At 42.1% G+C, this 16,326-nt stretch carries 12 protein-coding genes and 2 pseudogenes; 3 read left to right on the top strand and 11 right to left on the bottom strand.

The annotated features are described in order from the left end of the window. Window positions 1–45: 45 nt before the first annotated feature. From FTV28_RS11090 to FTV28_RS11045, 10 genes and pseudogenes are all read right to left on the bottom strand, one after another. Complete coding sequence (locus FTV28_RS11090; protein ID WP_179988458.1) at window positions 46–549, bottom strand: DUF6586 family protein; 504 nt, start codon at window positions 547–549, stop codon at window positions 46–48. Window positions 550–724: 175 nt separating this feature from the next. Next, entirely contained in the window at window positions 725–979 is a 255-nt protein-coding gene (locus tag FTV28_RS11085) for an RNA-binding protein (protein ID WP_004976139.1), read from the bottom strand. A gap of 79 nt (window positions 980–1,058) precedes the next feature. Next, the gene (locus tag FTV28_RS11080) at window positions 1,059–3,047 is read right to left on the bottom strand and encodes an ATP-dependent helicase (protein WP_179990485.1); all 1,989 of its coding nucleotides are present in this window, start codon (window positions 3,045–3,047) and stop codon (window positions 1,059–1,061) included. Between the two features lie 147 nt (window positions 3,048–3,194). After that, entirely contained in the window at window positions 3,195–3,950 is a 756-nt protein-coding gene (locus tag FTV28_RS11075; protein WP_179988460.1) for a hypothetical protein, read from the bottom strand. A gap of 251 nt (window positions 3,951–4,201) precedes the next feature. After that, window positions 4,202–4,933: pseudogene (locus FTV28_RS11070) on the bottom strand (NYN domain-containing protein); the annotation flags it as partial. An 11-nt stretch (window positions 4,934–4,944) separates the two neighbouring features. After that, window positions 4,945–7,584 (bottom strand): type I DNA topoisomerase, encoded by a 2,640-nt coding sequence (gene topA, locus FTV28_RS11065; RefSeq protein ID WP_179990483.1) that lies wholly within the window; start codon window positions 7,582–7,584, stop codon window positions 4,945–4,947. A 34-nt stretch (window positions 7,585–7,618) separates the two neighbouring features. Then, complete coding sequence (locus FTV28_RS11060) at window positions 7,619–8,068, bottom strand: ammonium transporter (RefSeq protein WP_004976129.1); 450 nt, start codon at window positions 8,066–8,068, stop codon at window positions 7,619–7,621. A gap of 101 nt (window positions 8,069–8,169) precedes the next feature. Next, a complete protein-coding gene (locus FTV28_RS11055) occupies window positions 8,170–9,177 on the bottom strand; it encodes a PIN domain-containing protein (RefSeq protein WP_096901707.1) in 1,008 nt (335 codons plus the stop codon). 16 nt (window positions 9,178–9,193) lie between these two features. Next, window positions 9,194–10,159, bottom strand: coding sequence for a hypothetical protein (locus FTV28_RS11050; RefSeq protein WP_179989444.1), 966 nt, complete (start codon window positions 10,157–10,159; stop codon window positions 9,194–9,196). Between the two features lie 127 nt (window positions 10,160–10,286). Beyond that, window positions 10,287–10,529, bottom strand: coding sequence for a SlyX family protein (locus tag FTV28_RS11045; RefSeq protein ID WP_004976120.1), 243 nt, complete (start codon window positions 10,527–10,529; stop codon window positions 10,287–10,289). Between the two features lie 35 nt (window positions 10,530–10,564). Here FTV28_RS11045 and FTV28_RS11040 point away from each other — a divergent pair, with 35 nt between their 5' ends. The 3 genes and pseudogenes from FTV28_RS11040 to FTV28_RS11030 all read left to right on the top strand — a co-directional run bounded on the left by FTV28_RS11040 (window position 10,565) and on the right by FTV28_RS11030 (window position 14,712). Continuing rightward, window positions 10,565–12,472: an ATP-binding cassette domain-containing protein gene (locus tag FTV28_RS11040; protein ID WP_179990480.1), complete on the top strand. Its 1,908-nt coding sequence runs from the start codon at window positions 10,565–10,567 to the stop codon at window positions 12,470–12,472. Window positions 12,473–12,639: 167 nt separating this feature from the next. Then, entirely contained in the window at window positions 12,640–13,575 is a 936-nt protein-coding gene (locus FTV28_RS11035; protein WP_179990478.1) for a lauroyl acyltransferase, read from the top strand. A 24-nt stretch (window positions 13,576–13,599) separates the two neighbouring features. After that, window positions 13,600–14,712: pseudogene (locus FTV28_RS11030) on the top strand (glycosyltransferase). 337 nt (window positions 14,713–15,049) lie between these two features. On the opposite strand, the gene FTV28_RS11025 reads toward FTV28_RS11030, so the two are convergent. Then, window positions 15,050–16,177 carry an endonuclease/exonuclease/phosphatase family protein gene (locus FTV28_RS11025; RefSeq protein WP_179990476.1) on the bottom strand — a complete coding sequence of 376 codons (1,128 nt, stop codon included), beginning with the start codon at window positions 16,175–16,177 and terminating at the stop codon, window positions 15,050–15,052. Window positions 16,178–16,326 lie beyond the last annotated feature (149 nt).

The raw sequence follows: 16,326 nt of genomic DNA, 5'->3' as shown, positions 1-16,326 counted from the left end.
TTTATATCGGGCTGATCAGATTTTTTTCAAGGGCGTTTGGTCGGCTTAAAATTCCACCATTTCATTACGAAAACCATCAATCAACTGGGTTAAGTCACGATGCCATTCGCGCAAAATTTTCGTATCTGGTAGCCATGCTTGCGGAGATTGCGTGACTTTAATAATCAAATTGGATGACGTTTCCTGTTCAGGTTCTGGTGCACTTGGCTCGGGCGTGTACTGACATAAACGATAAGCGCGCTTTAACTCTGCAATAAAACCCGATTTGCTCAGTTGCTCCAAAATTGCCACTTCAGGGGAAATCTGCCCTTTGGCTGCCATCAATTCTTCAATTGATTTAAGGGTTGGATTACTGTCATTTAAACGATAATACCGCACCAATTCCTGCAAAAAAGCCAGCACCGCGCCATTTAAATGAAACACCGCAGCTTCACGATGTGCCTGCGCTTGCTGAACATGCTCGGTTTGCTCGGCCTGCTGACATGAAAGACGGGCGAAATATAATTTCTGATTGGTACGATCTGCATGAAAACGAGCAACACGGGACATGAGCATTTCCTCAATTTAGCGTTCTAAGAAGCTTAGATTAAACCGATTTTCCTGCAACACCCAATAAAAAATACACTATTTTTACTGCGATAAAATCGCGCACCAATGCAGTGCCAATCTCGTATTTTTACTAAAAATCACGCATAAAAAAGGAGCATTTTTTGCTCCCTTTGAACTATTTTGATGCAGGCTTATCTTCTGCTGCTTTGACACGTATTCCATGACCATGCAGACGCAAAGTATTCAGCGCTTTAATGGCTTTTACTGCCTCACGTGCATGTGGCATTTCTACAAATGCAAAACCTTTAGATTTTCCTGTTGCAGCATCCAACACCAAATTACAAGATTCTACAGTGCCATATTCCTGAAAAAGTTTTAACAATTCTTCTTCAGTAACAGTACGCTCTAAACTACGAACTAAAATTTTCATCTTACAACCTTAAAATAGGCAAAAAACATCAAAAAGCACTCGCCTACTCTACTTTTTGCAGGAAACCATGTGGCATAGTTTAATCGAGATCTATACCAAAATCTAAATTAATCGCTTGGCGTTCCACCAAGGCACTTTTCACAGTTTGCTGACGGGTACGGTGATGAGTTTCCATCGCACACAACTGCCGTGTCAGATCATTCAAAAAATAACTGTCCAGTTTGCGCCCTTGTTCATCTACCGTATCACGCGCCCATAAATTAAAATTTTGCTTGGTTAAAATCAGTTCATTTTGGGCACGGGTCAAAGCCACGTACAGCACTCGACGTTCTTCTTCAATATCATCAAAACTGCCCTGCGCCCGTGCATGCGGGTACTGCCCTGCAGTCACATTCGCCACATAACAGACTTTTTGCTCCGTACCTTTGGCAGAGTGAATGGTGATTAAAGTGACCACATCGGTATCAGACTGGCGTTCAATTTCAGAAATAGACACAGGATCGAGCACATATTCTTCTAAAAACTCACTTAACTGCGCATGCTTACCCGCCAGTTGTTGCACCAACTGAAAATCACCCTGACGACGATTCCAGTCTTTTTTATAGTTATCAGTCAATTGTTCCTGAATCGCTTCAATGCCTAAACCGACGCAAGCCGCAACTTCATGGCGTAAGACATCCATTTGCTTCATGATCAATAAAGTTTTTTCTGGCAAGCGTCCAAATTTTTCCAGCTTTTCAATCACCTTATCCATTGTCGGTTCAAGTAACAATTGCTGCGCCAACTTACTCGCACCGACATCACCCACGCCATTCCATAAAGTGAGAAAACGCATCCATGCAATATCATCTAAAGGATTGGCAATAACGCGCAATAAACTAAGTAAGTCTTTCACATGCGCAGTTTCCAAGAGCTTCATGCCGCCAATAAAACGATACGGCACACTTGCCGCAATACACGCGGCTTCAATATGTCGCGCTGCAAAACTCGAACGCACCAAGACCATGTGATCTGACCACGGCGCGCCTTGCAAGAAATGTCGCTCTTTAATATCAATCGCAATCCATTTGGCTTCATCAAATTCATTCGGGAAAATATGCATTTTGGGTTTGATGCCATCACCACGATGCGCCTGCAACCGTTTGTTATAGCGAATCTCACTTTGATCTAACAACCAATTGGACAGGTCTAAAATTTCCTGCGTAGAACGGTAATTTTGCTCTAATTTGAAAATTTGAGCATTGGGTACGCGCTCTGTGAAATGATGAATATTTTCAAAATCTGCACCACGGAAACCATAAATCGATTGTGCATCATCGCCCACACAAAACAAACTGACCCGATCTTTTAAAGGCTCAAGCAAAGCCCATTGCAAAGGATTGGTGTCCTGCATTTCATCGACCAGAAGATGCTGACAAATTGACGCGACATAATCGACCAGACCTTCCGACTGCGCCAATGCCGATGCCACCACAGCCAAAATATCGTCATAATCGAGAAAGCCACGTGCACGTTTACGGCTTTCGTATTCCTGCATAATTTCAGCAATTTGATCTTTTAATGCCAAATATTCAGGCTGTTGCTTTTCTAAAGCCACACTCAGTTTTTGACGGGTATTCCGCGCAAAAGAATACAAATCACATAATTCTTGAGGCTTAGGCAACTGACTTGGATTTTTCTTATCATCTTTTCCGCGAATGAGGCGAAACATCATCAACTGATCATCACGATCAATAATAGAAAATTGTTCCAAGCCAAAAGCTTTAGGAATACGTCGTAACAAGTACATACAAAAAGTATGAAAGGTCGAAGCACGTAAGCCTTTGGCTTGCTCGCCCAGTGCCAACTCCACCCGTGCGACAATTTCACTCGCCGCACGGCGGGTAAAGGTCAAAATTTGAATTTGATTGGCTGGAATACCTTGATCAATCAAGTACGCTGCACGTGCCACAATGGTTTTGGTTTTGCCACAGCCTGCGCCAGCCAAGACCAGACTATGTTGATATGCTGTCGTGGCTGCTTGTTTTTGCTGGGGATTCAATTCATCAATTAGGCTGGCTAAACTCATAGTGACTCATCGTACTGGGTGGATGAATAGTTTAACAGATCGGTTTAGGAATAAACCCATGAATATAAATGGCTCGGTTCATGCCTAAACACATACTTTTACACAAGCTCTATTGTAGAGATGTGGATAAGTACATGCTTATCCACATTATTTCCAGCCCAATTCTATGGCAGTGATTTCGTTAATACGTGTCTGTTGTAACGATTCAGGCATTTTACTTTTGCTTTGCGAAAGTGGCACATAACCCGCCATCAGTTCAGCCTGTCGTTGTGGATACAATGGTTGCTGATTTGGGTCTGCATAACCAATCGGATAAATCGGCTGACCTGTGCTCAAATCGTATTTATCTGTGGCACCAAAGGTATGCAGTAATTCATGCACCATCACCATCGTATTACGCTGACTGTGCGCAGCAGAAGCAAATAAATTCACCGAGCCAATTTTGCCTTTTTGCAAAGCGGTGGAATGCTTCAAAATTTGAGTTTGACTCGGATCATAATAATTCAGGTACAGCGTCACTGTTGCTGTACCATCACTGCTTTGTCGTTGCTGCCAAGCGTAAAAGCGGAACTTTAAACTCCAAAGTACAGTGCTAAGCAGCGATGCCTGCTCAGGCACTTTCGGTGGCAACTGCTTTAATTCTCGCCCCTGCTTGAAATAGAGCGCAAGCGGTTGCCCACGATACTGCAAAGAAGCTTGTTTTAGATAGTCTTGAGCAGAATTTAAATTATTGATATTTAATGTATTGATATAGTTTTGGGTGTTTGATCGTCCATCGGCATTGATTGGGTGTAACAATACGATGATGGGCTTATTCCAGTCTTGGCTCTGATCACGCCAAGCATTGACTGCAACGACCAGCAAAACCAGCAATAAGCATAAAATTCGGATTTTTTTCCACATGAATTAGGACAACATTAAGACATCAGCTTGCCGACTTTAACACGATTGTGATCACTGGAAAATTCCAACCAACCACTGTGTATTGAAAGTATAGCTGACTGTGTATTTTCAAATCCCTGATTTTGAATATTAAAGTAGGGATCATTTTGTTCGATATGTTGAATAATCTCGGAAATTTTTGCCCAACCTGCCTGATCTGCAAGTTGCTGAATGGTTTTTTGGACAAGTTTGACAAACGTACTAAAACTACGCTTTCTCAAATACATCTGACTGCCCTGTAATTTGGTTTCAAATAAACCCAAGGCTTTAATTAAACCAGAGAGTTTATCGTAACCATAGTTTCGGGTGTCAAAGTCGGGCTTGACCGAGCTGATATACGTACCAATTGCCCCTAAATAAGCCCAACCACTATCATCGGCATTTTCTTTGACCGCTTTATAAATCAGGTTCAAGGTGTATTTATCTATGCTGAGTGCAACATCGGTAACTTTATTATTTTTCCCTTTCTGATCAGATTCTTCTGCTACCGCAGCTTTTTCAGCTTCGGACACCAAGTTTTCTACATAAATAAATTTATCGCAGGCTTTACGAAAAGCTTCAGGCGTATTACTACGCCCAAAACCATAAACGATTAAACCACTTTCACGAATGCGAGAGGCTAAAGGCGTGAAATCACTGTCGCTAGATACAATACAAAAACCATCTAAAGCACCGCTATACAACAAATCCATGGCATCGATAATTAAAATCATATCGGTGGCATCTTTGCTTTTGGTATAAGCAAATTGCTGTACAGGCGTAATGGCGTGCGGTAAAAGTACATCACGCCAATTTTTTAGACTTTCGCTGCTCCAGTCACCATACACGCGCTTTACACTGGCGATGCCATACTTCGCCACTTCTTCCAATACAGACTCAATCGAGTTGACCGATGAGTTATCTGCATCGATTAAAATGGCGAATTTTTTTGGCTTCAACTCCATAATAGATCGTGTTAAGCCTCAACCCATTTACCATCTTGGTAAACCAATGACCATTTGGTTTGTTTGCCTTCAGGCGTTTCCGAACCAATATATTGCGCTTGATTCTTACGGCTGAATTTCACTAATGTTGGATTACCCTCTGGGTCTGCATCAGGTGCTTGCAGAATAAATTGATATTTTGGATCAAGCTGTTCTGCTACCGTACGCAACTCTGCCACTTTCGGGGCACGAGTTTCACGCACTTTCGGGAACTTGCTGGCTGCCAAGAATAAACCTGCCGCACCATCACGCAGTACAAAAAAGTCATCATGTTTGGTCGAGCGTAAATGTTCCATTTTAATTGGATCAACACGCGGTGGCGCAGGCTGACCATTCTTGAGTACTTTACGTGTGTTTTCGCAACTGGTGCAGGCAAAATAAGGGCCAAAACGACCTGTTTTCAGCTGCATTTCACCATCGCACTTGTCACACGGAATGGTTGGACCATCATAGCCTTTAATTTTGAACTCACCTTCTTCTAGCTCGAAACCTGCACAGTCTGGGTTATTCCCGCAAATATGCAGTTTACGACCACCATCAATCACGTAACTGTCCATGGCAGTTTCACAAATTGAGCAGCGCTTTTTCGACATCAAATCTGCAGTTTCAGCGGCATCATCATCCGACAATGCAGCAAGCGACTCAACAGGAGTTAGATTCAAAGTTCCCTTGCAACGTTCTTTTGGTGGCAAGTTATAGCCTGAACATCCCAAGAATACCCCTGTTGTACCTGTACGAATCTGCATTGGACGTGAACATTCTTTACAATGTACCGCATCAACCTCTACTGGTAGATTACGGCGCATGCCTTGTTCGCCCTGTGCATTGGTCAAACGCTGTTTGAAGTCACCGTAAAAACTGTTGAGCAAGTCTTTCCAGTTACGCTCCCCATCTGCAACCTTATCCAGCTGACCTTCCAAGTCTGCTGTAAAGTCGTAGTTCATCAGGTTATTAAAACTTTCATCCAAACGGTCTGTAACAATCTCGCCCATTTTTTCGGCAAATAGACGACGGTTTTCCAGTTTGACATAACCACGGTCTTGAATAGTCGAAATAATCGCAGCATAGGTCGATGGACGTCCAATACCTTTTTTCTCAAGCTCTTTAACCAAAGAGGCTTCAGTAAAGCGTGCAGGTGGTTTAGTAAAGTGTTGCGATGGATCAAGCTTTTCTAATTTAAGAATTTCACCGACTTTAACTGCAGGCAGCAACACATCATCATCCGATTTGTTTTGCCCACGCACTTTGGTAAAACCATCAAAGACCAGCGTACGACCTTTGGCTTTTAACTCAACACCATTGGCATCAACCAAAATGGTCGATGACAAATATTCGGCGGGTGTCATTTGACAGGCCACAAACTGACGCCAAATCAGGTCATATAAGCGCTGTGCATCGCGTTCTACACCTACCAAACTGTCGCCTTTAAGTGCAACATTAGATGGACGAATCGCTTCGTGAGCTTCTTGTGCACCTGCTTTATTGCCATAACGATTTGGTTTAGCAGGCAGATATTTTTGACCAAACTCCGCTTCAATATGCGTACGCACCATATTGACCGCGTCATCACTCAGGAAGGTCGAGTCTGTACGCATATAGGTGATAAAACCTGCCTCATACAAACGCTGTGCTAGCATCATGGTTTTCTTGACTGAAAAACCAAGACGGGTACTCGCAGCCTGTTGCAGCGTTGACGTGATATACGGCGCACTTGGGTTGACTTTGGTCGGCTTATCTTCACGTGCAGATACGGTGTATTGCGCATCTTTAATCAAGTTCAGTAAAGCATCGGTTTCAGCTTTGTTGCGTAACTTGAGGGTTTTACCCGCTTGCTTAACCGCTTCTAGACGAATGTCATCTTTTTCAGATTTAGTATCTGCAAAGACTTGCCAATATTCTTCGGGTACAAAGGCGCGAATTTCACGCTCGCGCTCCACAACCAGCTTCACCGCAACTGACTGCACTCGTCCTGCCGATAAACCACGGGCAATTTTTTCCCAGAGCAGTGGCGAAATCATAAAACCCACCACGCGATCTAAGAAACGACGTGCCTGTTGGGCATTGACTTTGTTGGTATCTAAACGCGCAGGATGCTTAAAGGCTTCTTGAATCGCATTTTTGGTAATTTCGTTAAACACGACACGTTGATAACGTGAGTCATCTCCACCAATGACTTCTTTTAAGTGCCACGCAATCGCTTCCCCTTCACGGTCCAAGTCCGTTGCGAGATAGACTTCATCGACCTGCGATGCCAGTTTTTTTAATTCAGCGACTACATTTTCTTTGCCTGGCAGCACTTCATAGTGTGCTTTCCAGTCATGTTCAGGATCAACCCCCATACGGTTGACTAATGCTTGTTGAGCTTTTTCAGCTTTCTGAGCCTCGGTCAGTTTGGTTCGGGTGGTGGTTTTCTTTTCTGTGGTTTTTGCGCCACCACTGGTTGGCAAATCACGCACGTGACCGACCGAAGACTTCACAATGTAGTCCGAACCAAGATATTTATTGATTGTTTTCGCTTTTGCAGGCGACTCCACAATCACTAAAGCACGTTTGTGACCAGCTTCAGATTTGGCTGCAGTGCTTTTGGATGTGGACCGAGGAGCGTTCGCCATAAGTAACCGTATTTCCTATTTAATGGTTTAAAAATTAACGTTCAGCCAAGCTATGTAAAAAGGCTTTCATCTCATCTAATTGAGTTGCGCGAAGATCGGCTTCTTCATCCCAATAGATTCCTACACAGTTTGCCTGCATATCAATAGCATAAATGCCCTTTAATGCAATGGGTAAGCCTTGGAATTTCTCATCGCCATGCAACAGCTCTAGCTTTTGATCTGTCACTAAAGCACGCATTAACGGTAAACGTGCATCGGCAATGAGTACGCTGTAATACGCCACCATACTGGCACGTGATTCCGTAGCTTTGGGGATTTTTGTCCAATCAGGTGCAACCACCAAACGAGGGTGTAGTCCCATTTTTCGGGCTTTTTCACGCATCAATCCTAAAGCTTTTTCTCTTGGGCTGACACGCAGACCAAAAATAGAGCCCATCACAAATATAATGATGGCAACGGCAACCCAAATTCCAGTATTTTCCATAGTACAACCTTTCTATTCTTATATTAGAGTTGCATAAGCACAATATAAAACGCAAGTACCACCGACTAAAATCAACTGGCTTTATCAGAAGCTTATACTGTTTATGACAAAACTTCCGTATTAGGTTGTTCCATCAAACTTGTCTGAATTATTGTTGTATTCAAACAAGTTTTGTCTAGACTTGCCCAAGCCTCAATCAAGGAATCGTTATATATTAGTTTAGTACTTTCTTGCTTAACAATATTTTGCTTTATTAAAATATTGATAAAGTCTTGAGCCAATTGCTGAGCGTTTAACTTTAATACAGATTGAATCGAATTCAGTAAACTATTTAATTTTGCAGGTTTATTATTGCTAATTTTACTTAGATAATCACAATACTGTTTCACTCTTTGCAAGTGCGGCTTAATCTGAATTTCATCAACTGACGGTAAAGCTTTACTCAAAGCCTGTACCTCACCTTTTTCTCTAAATTTAAGAGCATCTTTCATCCGAGATAGCTCATAACTTACAGTCTGATCTTTAATTTGGATCAATTGATAATCTTTTAACTGCTCAATAATCTTTCTGGTATTGCTTGTATATCCTTTTAACCAAGACTTTAGAGCATTGTTTAATGAATTAAATTGTTTGGGTTGATTTTTTAAAAGTAATTGGATTGCAAACAGTAAAGGTTTCAGTTCATCAGAACTTAAATCAGTTTCTTGATTTATTAATTTGAACTCTTTGCTAGGTGAAGATAAGAGATCCCTTTTTAACTGTTGAGACTTAAAACCCATTACTGTCAATAAATCAACAATATATTCAATTTTCTTGTCATTAGACATTACATCAAATTCAACATTTGATTTATCCATTTGAATAGATAACTGACCAGCTAAGAAAGCTAATCCAAAATCTGCAGCATCTGGGCCAATCTTAGGCATTTTAATAAGAACAAGCTTTTTCTTGCTCACAAAATCAGAAAGCATCTGCAAACCATCTAAGCTTAAATTTATAGGTGATTTTGCATATACCAAATACACGAATTGATATTCAGATAAATATTTTAGAAGTTCTTTTTCTGATTTATGTAAATTTTCAATATCCAACAACAAGACTTTTTTCATACACTCTCACAATCTTTTAACTCAAGAACATCTCATGACTATATAGCACTTCATGTCCATTCCAATAAATATAGCCTTTTTCAATCAGTTCTTTGAGCAATAAACGAATATCAGACTTTGGAAATAACCGCTCTAGTAAATCACGCAACTCATAAATATCTTTCGGTTTTTCACCCTTTAGCTCACGTAACTTTTTGGCAACTTCCCATTGCACAGGGTCAATTTGGCTAAAGTTTTTAAATAAACTGTGCTGAGGATGTGGCTCTACGGCTTCAGTTTGCGCCACGATTGTAGAAGTGACTGTCGCCTCTTGCGTAGATTCTTCCACGACATCTAGGTCAAGTTGAGCCCATTGTTTCAGAACTTTTTTACGAAAGCTAATTTGTTCATCCACCCGCTTTACAATTTTCAGGCTCATCAACATACCAACCACATGCTGCACTTTGTCGGCCTCAAGTTGCAAAATATTGGCAATTGAGTGTTTTAAAGCTTCTAAGTTGGTTGGCTTGCCTGACATTTTTGCCAGCGCATCACAGTACTTTTTTACCAACAGCAATTCAGGTTTGCTGCGAATTGCCATTGGGCTTGGTAAACGATTTTTGCTTTTCCCAGACTGCATTTCAGGCTGAATATGAATCAGGTGACAGGCAATTTCAGATGCTTGCAACATTTCCATTAAAATCTGAATACTGTCAGCCGCAGAAATCACTTCAACTTGTGTTTCTGGCTCTAGCAGTGCCATCAGTTGCCCAACTACCACTGCATATTCAAACTCTTTAAACTCTGCGCGCGGGCTGTCTAAAATCATAAGTTGACCCGTACTGATCCAGCCAGCGAGTTCAGTTAAATCCTGCAAGTTATATTCAAATTTTCCTGCACAATTAAACAGATACACACTCGGATGATGCTCAATAATTTCTCGCAACAAAGTCGCGGTAGGCAGGTTGTTTTCAAGGTCAAGTAATACAACTTTAGAGGACATAAACTTTAGCGGACACAATAGGGTTTAAAAGATTCAGGCACAGCAGCCGAGCATTACAGCGGGAAGTACAGCAAAGGTCAAATTAAAATCAGCACGGAAACCAATACCGTTGATTAAGTACGATTGATTAATAGTGTGGTGGGCGATTGGTCATCGGGTCAAATGGTGCAATCCCATCCGACAAATCTGCCGACTCTACCCGCTGATATAACAACTGCATTTGTTTCTTTAAATCAGCAATTTCCAGACTTTGATGAACCACTTGTTCATTCAATTGCTCAACTAAATCGTCCAAAAATGCAATTCGCACTTGCAAATCTTCAATGGGTGCGGAAAATGACGCCTGATCATCTATACTTTGTTTAGTCATTTCAAATCCTCATTTGAGATTTTTTAGGAAACACTATGGCCTATATTACTTTAAGGGATGTCCAACTTGCATTTGGTGGACCTGCCTTGCTCGACGGCGCGAATTTTAACCTAGAACGTGGCGAACGAGTGTGTTTGATTGGCCGTAATGGAGAAGGTAAGTCTACTCTACTTAAACTGATTGAAGGAAGTTTACTGCCCGATGCAGGTGAAGTGTCCATTCAAAATGGCATCACCATTGCCATGTTGGCGCAAGATGTACCCATGGATTCAGGCAAAGTCGCCGATATTGTGGCCGATGGTGCAGGTGAAGCTGCTGCAGTATTAAAAGCCTATCACGAAGCCAGTGATGCCTGTGTATTGGGCGATATGGATGCCTGTGACCGTATGGGGAACTTGCAACACAAGCTAGATCAGCTTGATGGCTGGGCGCTAGAAAATAAGGTCAATGCCATTTTAAGTAAAATGGGACTTGATCCAAATGCCGACTTGGCCGATTTATCGGGTGGACGTAAACGTCGTGTGTTGTTGGCACGTGCCCTACTCACCCAACCTGACGTATTGTTGCTAGATGAGCCGACCAACCACTTAGATGTGGAAAGTATTGAATGGCTAGAAAAATTCCTACTCGATCAAAATAATTTAACTCTACTGTTTATTTCGCATGACCGTGCTTTTGTCGATAGTATCGCCACCCGCATTGTCGAGTTAGATCGTGGTGTATTACGCAGCTACGAAGGTAACTATTCACGTTATTTAGATTTAAAGGCGCAGCAACTAGAAGCCGAAGAAAAACAAAATGCGCTGTTTGATAAAAAACTGGCCGAAGAAGAAGCATGGATTCGTCAAGGCATTAAAGCACGTCGTACCCGCAACGAAGGACGTGTGCGTGCCTTAAAAGCCTTACGTGAAGAATCAAAAGCACGTCGCTTCCAACAAGGCAAAGTCAATATGGCAGCGCAGGAAGCCAATCGCTCAGGCAAACTGGTCTTTGATATTGAACATTTACAAGTGGCCTTTGGCAATCAAGCTCCGATTATCAAAGACTTTTCAACACTGGTATTACGTGGCGATCGTATTGGTTTAGTTGGCGATAACGGTGTCGGTAAAACCACCCTGATTAAAGCCATTTTAGGTGAAATTGAGCATGGTGGCTCTGTCAAAACAGGCACACAACTGGAAATTGCCTATTTCGACCAATTACGCAATGTCTTGGATTTGGAAAAGTCGGTCAAAGATAACGTGTCTGAAGGTTCAGACTTTGTTGATGTGAACGGACAACGTCGTCATATCTATAGTTATTTACAAGACTTTTTATTCTCACCAGAACGTGCACGCACGCCGGTTAAAGCTTTGTCTGGCGGTGAACGCAACCGTATTTTACTGGCAAAATTACTACTCAAACCATCTAACCTAATTGTGATGGATGAGCCGACCAACGACTTAGATATGGTCACTTTAGAGTTGCTTGAGGAAATGCTCAGCGACTATAAGGGTACTTTATTGCTGATTTCACACGACCGTGCTTTTATGGACAACGTGGTGACCTCGACTTGGGTATTTGATGGCAAAGGCAATATTGATGAATATATTGGCGGCTATCAGGACTACTTGCAGCAACGCCCAGACCAAACTGTAGTTGATCAAAAAAGTGATGTTAAAAAAGCCGTTGCCAAAGCCGAAGCAGCTGCAGCAGCGCCAACGGCCAAAAAAGTAAAATTGAGCTATAAAGATCAACGTGCTTTAGAGCAGTTGCCAGGTGAAATTGAAGCACTGGAACAGGAACAAACCGAATTGGCTGAAAAACTGGCGGATGGTTCTTGGTTTGTAACAGATGCCAATGCAGCCACCAAAGCCTCACAGCGTTTGGCTGAAATTGATGAAGAACTGCTGAAAAAACTAGAGCGTTGGGACGAACTGGAAAACTTAGCGAATGGTAACTAAGCATATTGGCTTAAGTGATTATTCCTAACTTTTTAAGCACAGGACTTGTCCCCAATACCAAAGCTTTGCAAAACCATTTTAAGCATCTTTCCCATTGGACGTATGCTTTTAAATTTTAAAATCGGTTCGTGCTAAACTGCAACGATACAACACTTTACACGGTCATTATGAGTCAACACACTGAATATCCACCAGGCGAATTTCAATGGTCTTTCCTGTTGCCAAAATATTGGGGCATCTGGATTGGCATTGTCTACCTGATGATTTTAGCCATTTTGCCGTGGGCGATTCAGTATCGTTTGGCGCAGCTTTTAGGCAATCTTGCCTTTAACAGCATGAAGTCACGTCGCGTAACTACGTTACGCAATTTGGAAGTGTGTTTTCCTGAATGGAGCGAGGCTGAAGTACATGAAAATGCTCGCCAAGTCTTTGTTGATCAAATGCTGGGCGTATTTGAAACCTTAAATGCATGGTACTGTCCACAGTGGTTTAAAGGACGCACTCAGGTTGAAGGTTTGGAACATATTCAGCAAGCCCAAGCAGATGGTCGCGGGGTTTTATTGTTAGGCACACATTCTACTCTGCTAGATGCAGGTGGCTATGTCTGTGCACAATATTTTGACCCCGATGTGGTCTATCGTCCACAAAACAATCCCTTACTGGACATGCTGATTTACCGTTGTCGCGCCACCATTTACGGTCATCAAATTGACCACGATGACATGCGTGGTTTAATCCGCCACTTAAAAAATGGTCGTGCCATTTGGTATAGCCCAGATCAGGACTTTGGTTTAAAACAAGGTGTTATGGCGCCATTTTTTGGCGTGCCTGCTGCGACAGTTACAGCGCATCGTCGTTTACTTAAAATGACCAAAGCCGCAGCAATTCCGTTATATTTTTACCGTACAGGTGAGCTTTCCAACCCTCAATATAAAGTCTTGATTGAACCTGAACTGCTGGATTTCCCAAGCGCAGATGAAGTTGCAGATGCAACGCGCACCAATTTCATTATTGAGCAGCAATTACGGATCGCTCCTACCCAATATATGTGGTTTCATCGTCGGTTTAAGAGCCGCCCCGAAGGTTATGACAGTATTTACTAATCTGTACGGCAGAAGGAAAGATTCATGAAAGTCATGCAGTTATTACCCGAATTAAACAGTGGCGGTGTAGAACGCGGTACGCTCGAAATCGCCCGAGCCTTGGTCGCTCAAGGACATACGTCATTGGTGGTGTCGAATGGCGGACGGATGGTTAACCAACTCTAAGCTGAAGGTTCCACTCATTTAAAGTTAGCCATCCACAAAAAATCATTATCAAGCTTGTGGCAAATCCGTCCTTTACGCCAACTGATTATGCAACATCAACCTGATATTGTGCATGTACGTTCCCGCGTACCTGCATGGCTAACTCATTTTTCCCTAAAAGGTATTCCAGCCGAAAAACGTCCACACTTAATTTCAACTGTACATGGTTTTTATTCAGTTAACCGTTACAGCCAAATTATGACCCAAGCGGAAAAAGTGATCGCAGTTTCTGACAGTGTAGTCAAATACATTCGTGATCATTATCAAAACTGTCCACCTGAAGATATTGTCCGTATTTATCGTGGAATTGACCCTGCTGCATTTCCGCACGGGTATCAACCTTCGGCACAATGGATGCAACAAACCTATCAAGATTTCCCAGAACTTGAACATAAGTTTTTAATTTGTTTGCCGGGACGTATCACCCGCTTAAAAGGTCATGAAACATTGATTGATCTAATTGCGAAATTAAAAACCCAGTATCCACAGATTCATGCTGTTGTTGTAGGCGGTGCAGATGTTAAAAAAGCAGCTTATTTACAGGAACTGGAACGCAATATTCGGGATAAACATCTGACCGAAGCGATAACCTTTGTTGGACACCGTTCTGACATTCGCGAGTGGCTTGCGTTTAGCGATATTGTACTTTCACTTTCCAATCAGGCGGAAACCTTTGGACGCACTGCACTTGAGGCTTTATCTGTAGGAACACCTGTGATTGGCTGGAACCGTGGTGGTGTGGCTGAAATTTTGTCACAACTGTATCCGCAAGGGCTCATCGCAGCAGATGACCAAGTGGCTTTATTCAATGCAGTGCAATTGCATCTGGAAATACCGCAAAGTGTCACCCCTGTTGAATTGTTCAGCTTGGCAGATATGTGTCATCAAACCTTAGATTTATATCAGCAAGTTTTGCAGTCAAAACACACCTAAAGCCTTAAAACTGAATCGAGCTGATTGAAATTTAATTTGTTTAAAAACAATGAGAATGAAAAAATAAGCCCTAAAAAATCATCGCCCGAGTTCTACATCCTGTAAAACTCGGGCTCATGAGGTTGTGCTTTCAAAACTTATTGTTATTTTATTGTATGGCGTTCCTTACCTACATCATATCCTTGATGTTTATCCCTCAGCGTCGTCTTCCTTAATGGGATATTCCGTTCCCGAGTCCTTGTGCTGATGAATTAATCTTAACCAGATCAGTCAGAATAAACCATGCGTCATGTGCCTAAATCCGTGTAAGCCATTTCGTACACTTTTCGTTTAATTTCTAAACCGATTTATCCTGTGCTTTATACGGTTGTGCAATTTCATCGGTCACCAGTTTTTCTTCTTGCTCTGCTTTTTCAATCCCATCCTGAATCGCCTGTTGTGCTTCCTGCTCATCGGCATCGGTTTGCGGCAGTTCTTCCTGAATTCGATCAAACACCCGCCCAGTTTGCAATACCACATACACAGGAAAATGATCTGAACCAATATGTGCTAAACGCTGCATATCTACCAATGCAAAATCAGTACTATGAAAAACGTGGTCTAATGACCAACGCAATAAAGGATAATCGGCATGAAAGGTATTGATATAGTGCCGTCCAACGCGCGGGTCGAGCAAGCCACTGATCCGCTGAAACAAGCGCGTAGTCCGCGACCACGCCACATCGTTTAAATCCCCCATCACAATACAACTTTCATCTAAATCTTTGATTTGATCGCCTACAATCAACAATTCGGCATCTCTTAAAACTGAATCTTTGGCTTCGGTAGGACTTGGTGGTTTAGGATGCAAACAATACAACTGTACAGGCTGCCCCGAAGGCAAAATCACACTGGTATGAATAGATGGAATTTCATCGCTGAGAATAAATTTGATCTCACTGTTTTGTAACGGCAAACGGCTATACAAATGCATGCCATATAAATTATCTAAAGGCACAGCGACCCGATAAGGATAGTCGACTTCAATCACAGACAAGGCTTGTTGCCAAGCCAAATCAGATTCTAGGGTCAACACCAAATCTGGTTTTAAGGCTTGAATATGTTCAATTAAAAGATGATATTTTTGATTTGGTGTCAGAACATTGGACACGATTAATGAAATTTGTTTTTCAGGATTTAGCTGTTCTGGACGAACTTGTTTGACCTGTTTTTTCCACAGCAAGGTGTAGGGCAAGACCATTTTGAGCTGATAAGCCAAAGCTGCAATCAGCCCAATTAAAATCACTTGGCTAGACACATCCCACGTCTGCTCCCAAATCAGTAGCAAAACAAAGGCAATGATGCCCAAAACCAAGATCTGTAAACGTGGAAAATCTGCGCCCCGAATCCACCATTCATCACGCGGAATCAGTGACCAAAAACTTAACCAAATGACTAATATTGCAAGCCCTTCTACCCAAATCATCTTGCTTTACTCTTTTGTATTTTTTGTCGTTTTTACATGAAAACCAAAGTTATCAATTTTGTATGTAACACAAACAAGAGATTTCACTCAATAATACTCATGTTTTGTTCATGTAATGCTTGCAGTTGCGTCCCCTTTTGATAGACTTA

Origin of the sequence: Acinetobacter sp. YH12252 (assembly GCF_013417365.1) — a bacterium.
Classification (GTDB): domain Bacteria; phylum Pseudomonadota; class Gammaproteobacteria; order Pseudomonadales; family Moraxellaceae; genus Acinetobacter; species Acinetobacter towneri.
The sequence above is the reverse complement of the archived record's forward strand: the minus strand, read 5'-3'. Positions and strand labels throughout refer to the sequence as shown.

What these genes read in the sequence shown, in the direction of transcription:
- FTV28_RS11090 (WP_179988458.1), bottom strand. Translation starts at nt 549, where the DNA reads ATGTCCCGTGTTGCTCGTTTTCATGCAGATCGTACCAATCAGAAATTA.
- FTV28_RS11085 (WP_004976139.1), bottom strand. Translation starts at nt 979, where the DNA reads ATGAAAATTTTAGTTCGTAGTTTAGAGCGTACTGTTACTGAAGAAGAA.
- FTV28_RS11080 (WP_179990485.1), bottom strand. Translation starts at nt 3,047, where the DNA reads ATGAGTTTAGCCAGCCTAATTGATGAATTGAATCCCCAGCAAAAACAA.
- FTV28_RS11075 (WP_179988460.1), bottom strand. Translation starts at nt 3,950, where the DNA reads ATGTGGAAAAAAATCCGAATTTTATGCTTATTGCTGGTTTTGCTGGTC.
- topA (WP_179990483.1), bottom strand. Translation starts at nt 7,584, where the DNA reads ATGGCGAACGCTCCTCGGTCCACATCCAAAAGCACTGCAGCCAAATCT.
- FTV28_RS11060 (WP_004976129.1), bottom strand. Translation starts at nt 8,068, where the DNA reads ATGGAAAATACTGGAATTTGGGTTGCCGTTGCCATCATTATATTTGTG.
- FTV28_RS11055 (WP_096901707.1), bottom strand. Translation starts at nt 9,177, where the DNA reads ATGAAAAAAGTCTTGTTGTTGGATATTGAAAATTTACATAAATCAGAA.
- FTV28_RS11050 (WP_179989444.1), bottom strand. Translation starts at nt 10,159, where the DNA reads ATGTCCTCTAAAGTTGTATTACTTGACCTTGAAAACAACCTGCCTACC.
- FTV28_RS11045 (WP_004976120.1), bottom strand. Translation starts at nt 10,529, where the DNA reads ATGACTAAACAAAGTATAGATGATCAGGCGTCATTTTCCGCACCCATT.
- FTV28_RS11040 (WP_179990480.1), top strand. Translation starts at nt 10,565, where the DNA reads ATGGCCTATATTACTTTAAGGGATGTCCAACTTGCATTTGGTGGACCT.
- FTV28_RS11035 (WP_179990478.1), top strand. Translation starts at nt 12,640, where the DNA reads ATGAGTCAACACACTGAATATCCACCAGGCGAATTTCAATGGTCTTTC.
- FTV28_RS11025 (WP_179990476.1), bottom strand. Translation starts at nt 16,177, where the DNA reads ATGATTTGGGTAGAAGGGCTTGCAATATTAGTCATTTGGTTAAGTTTT.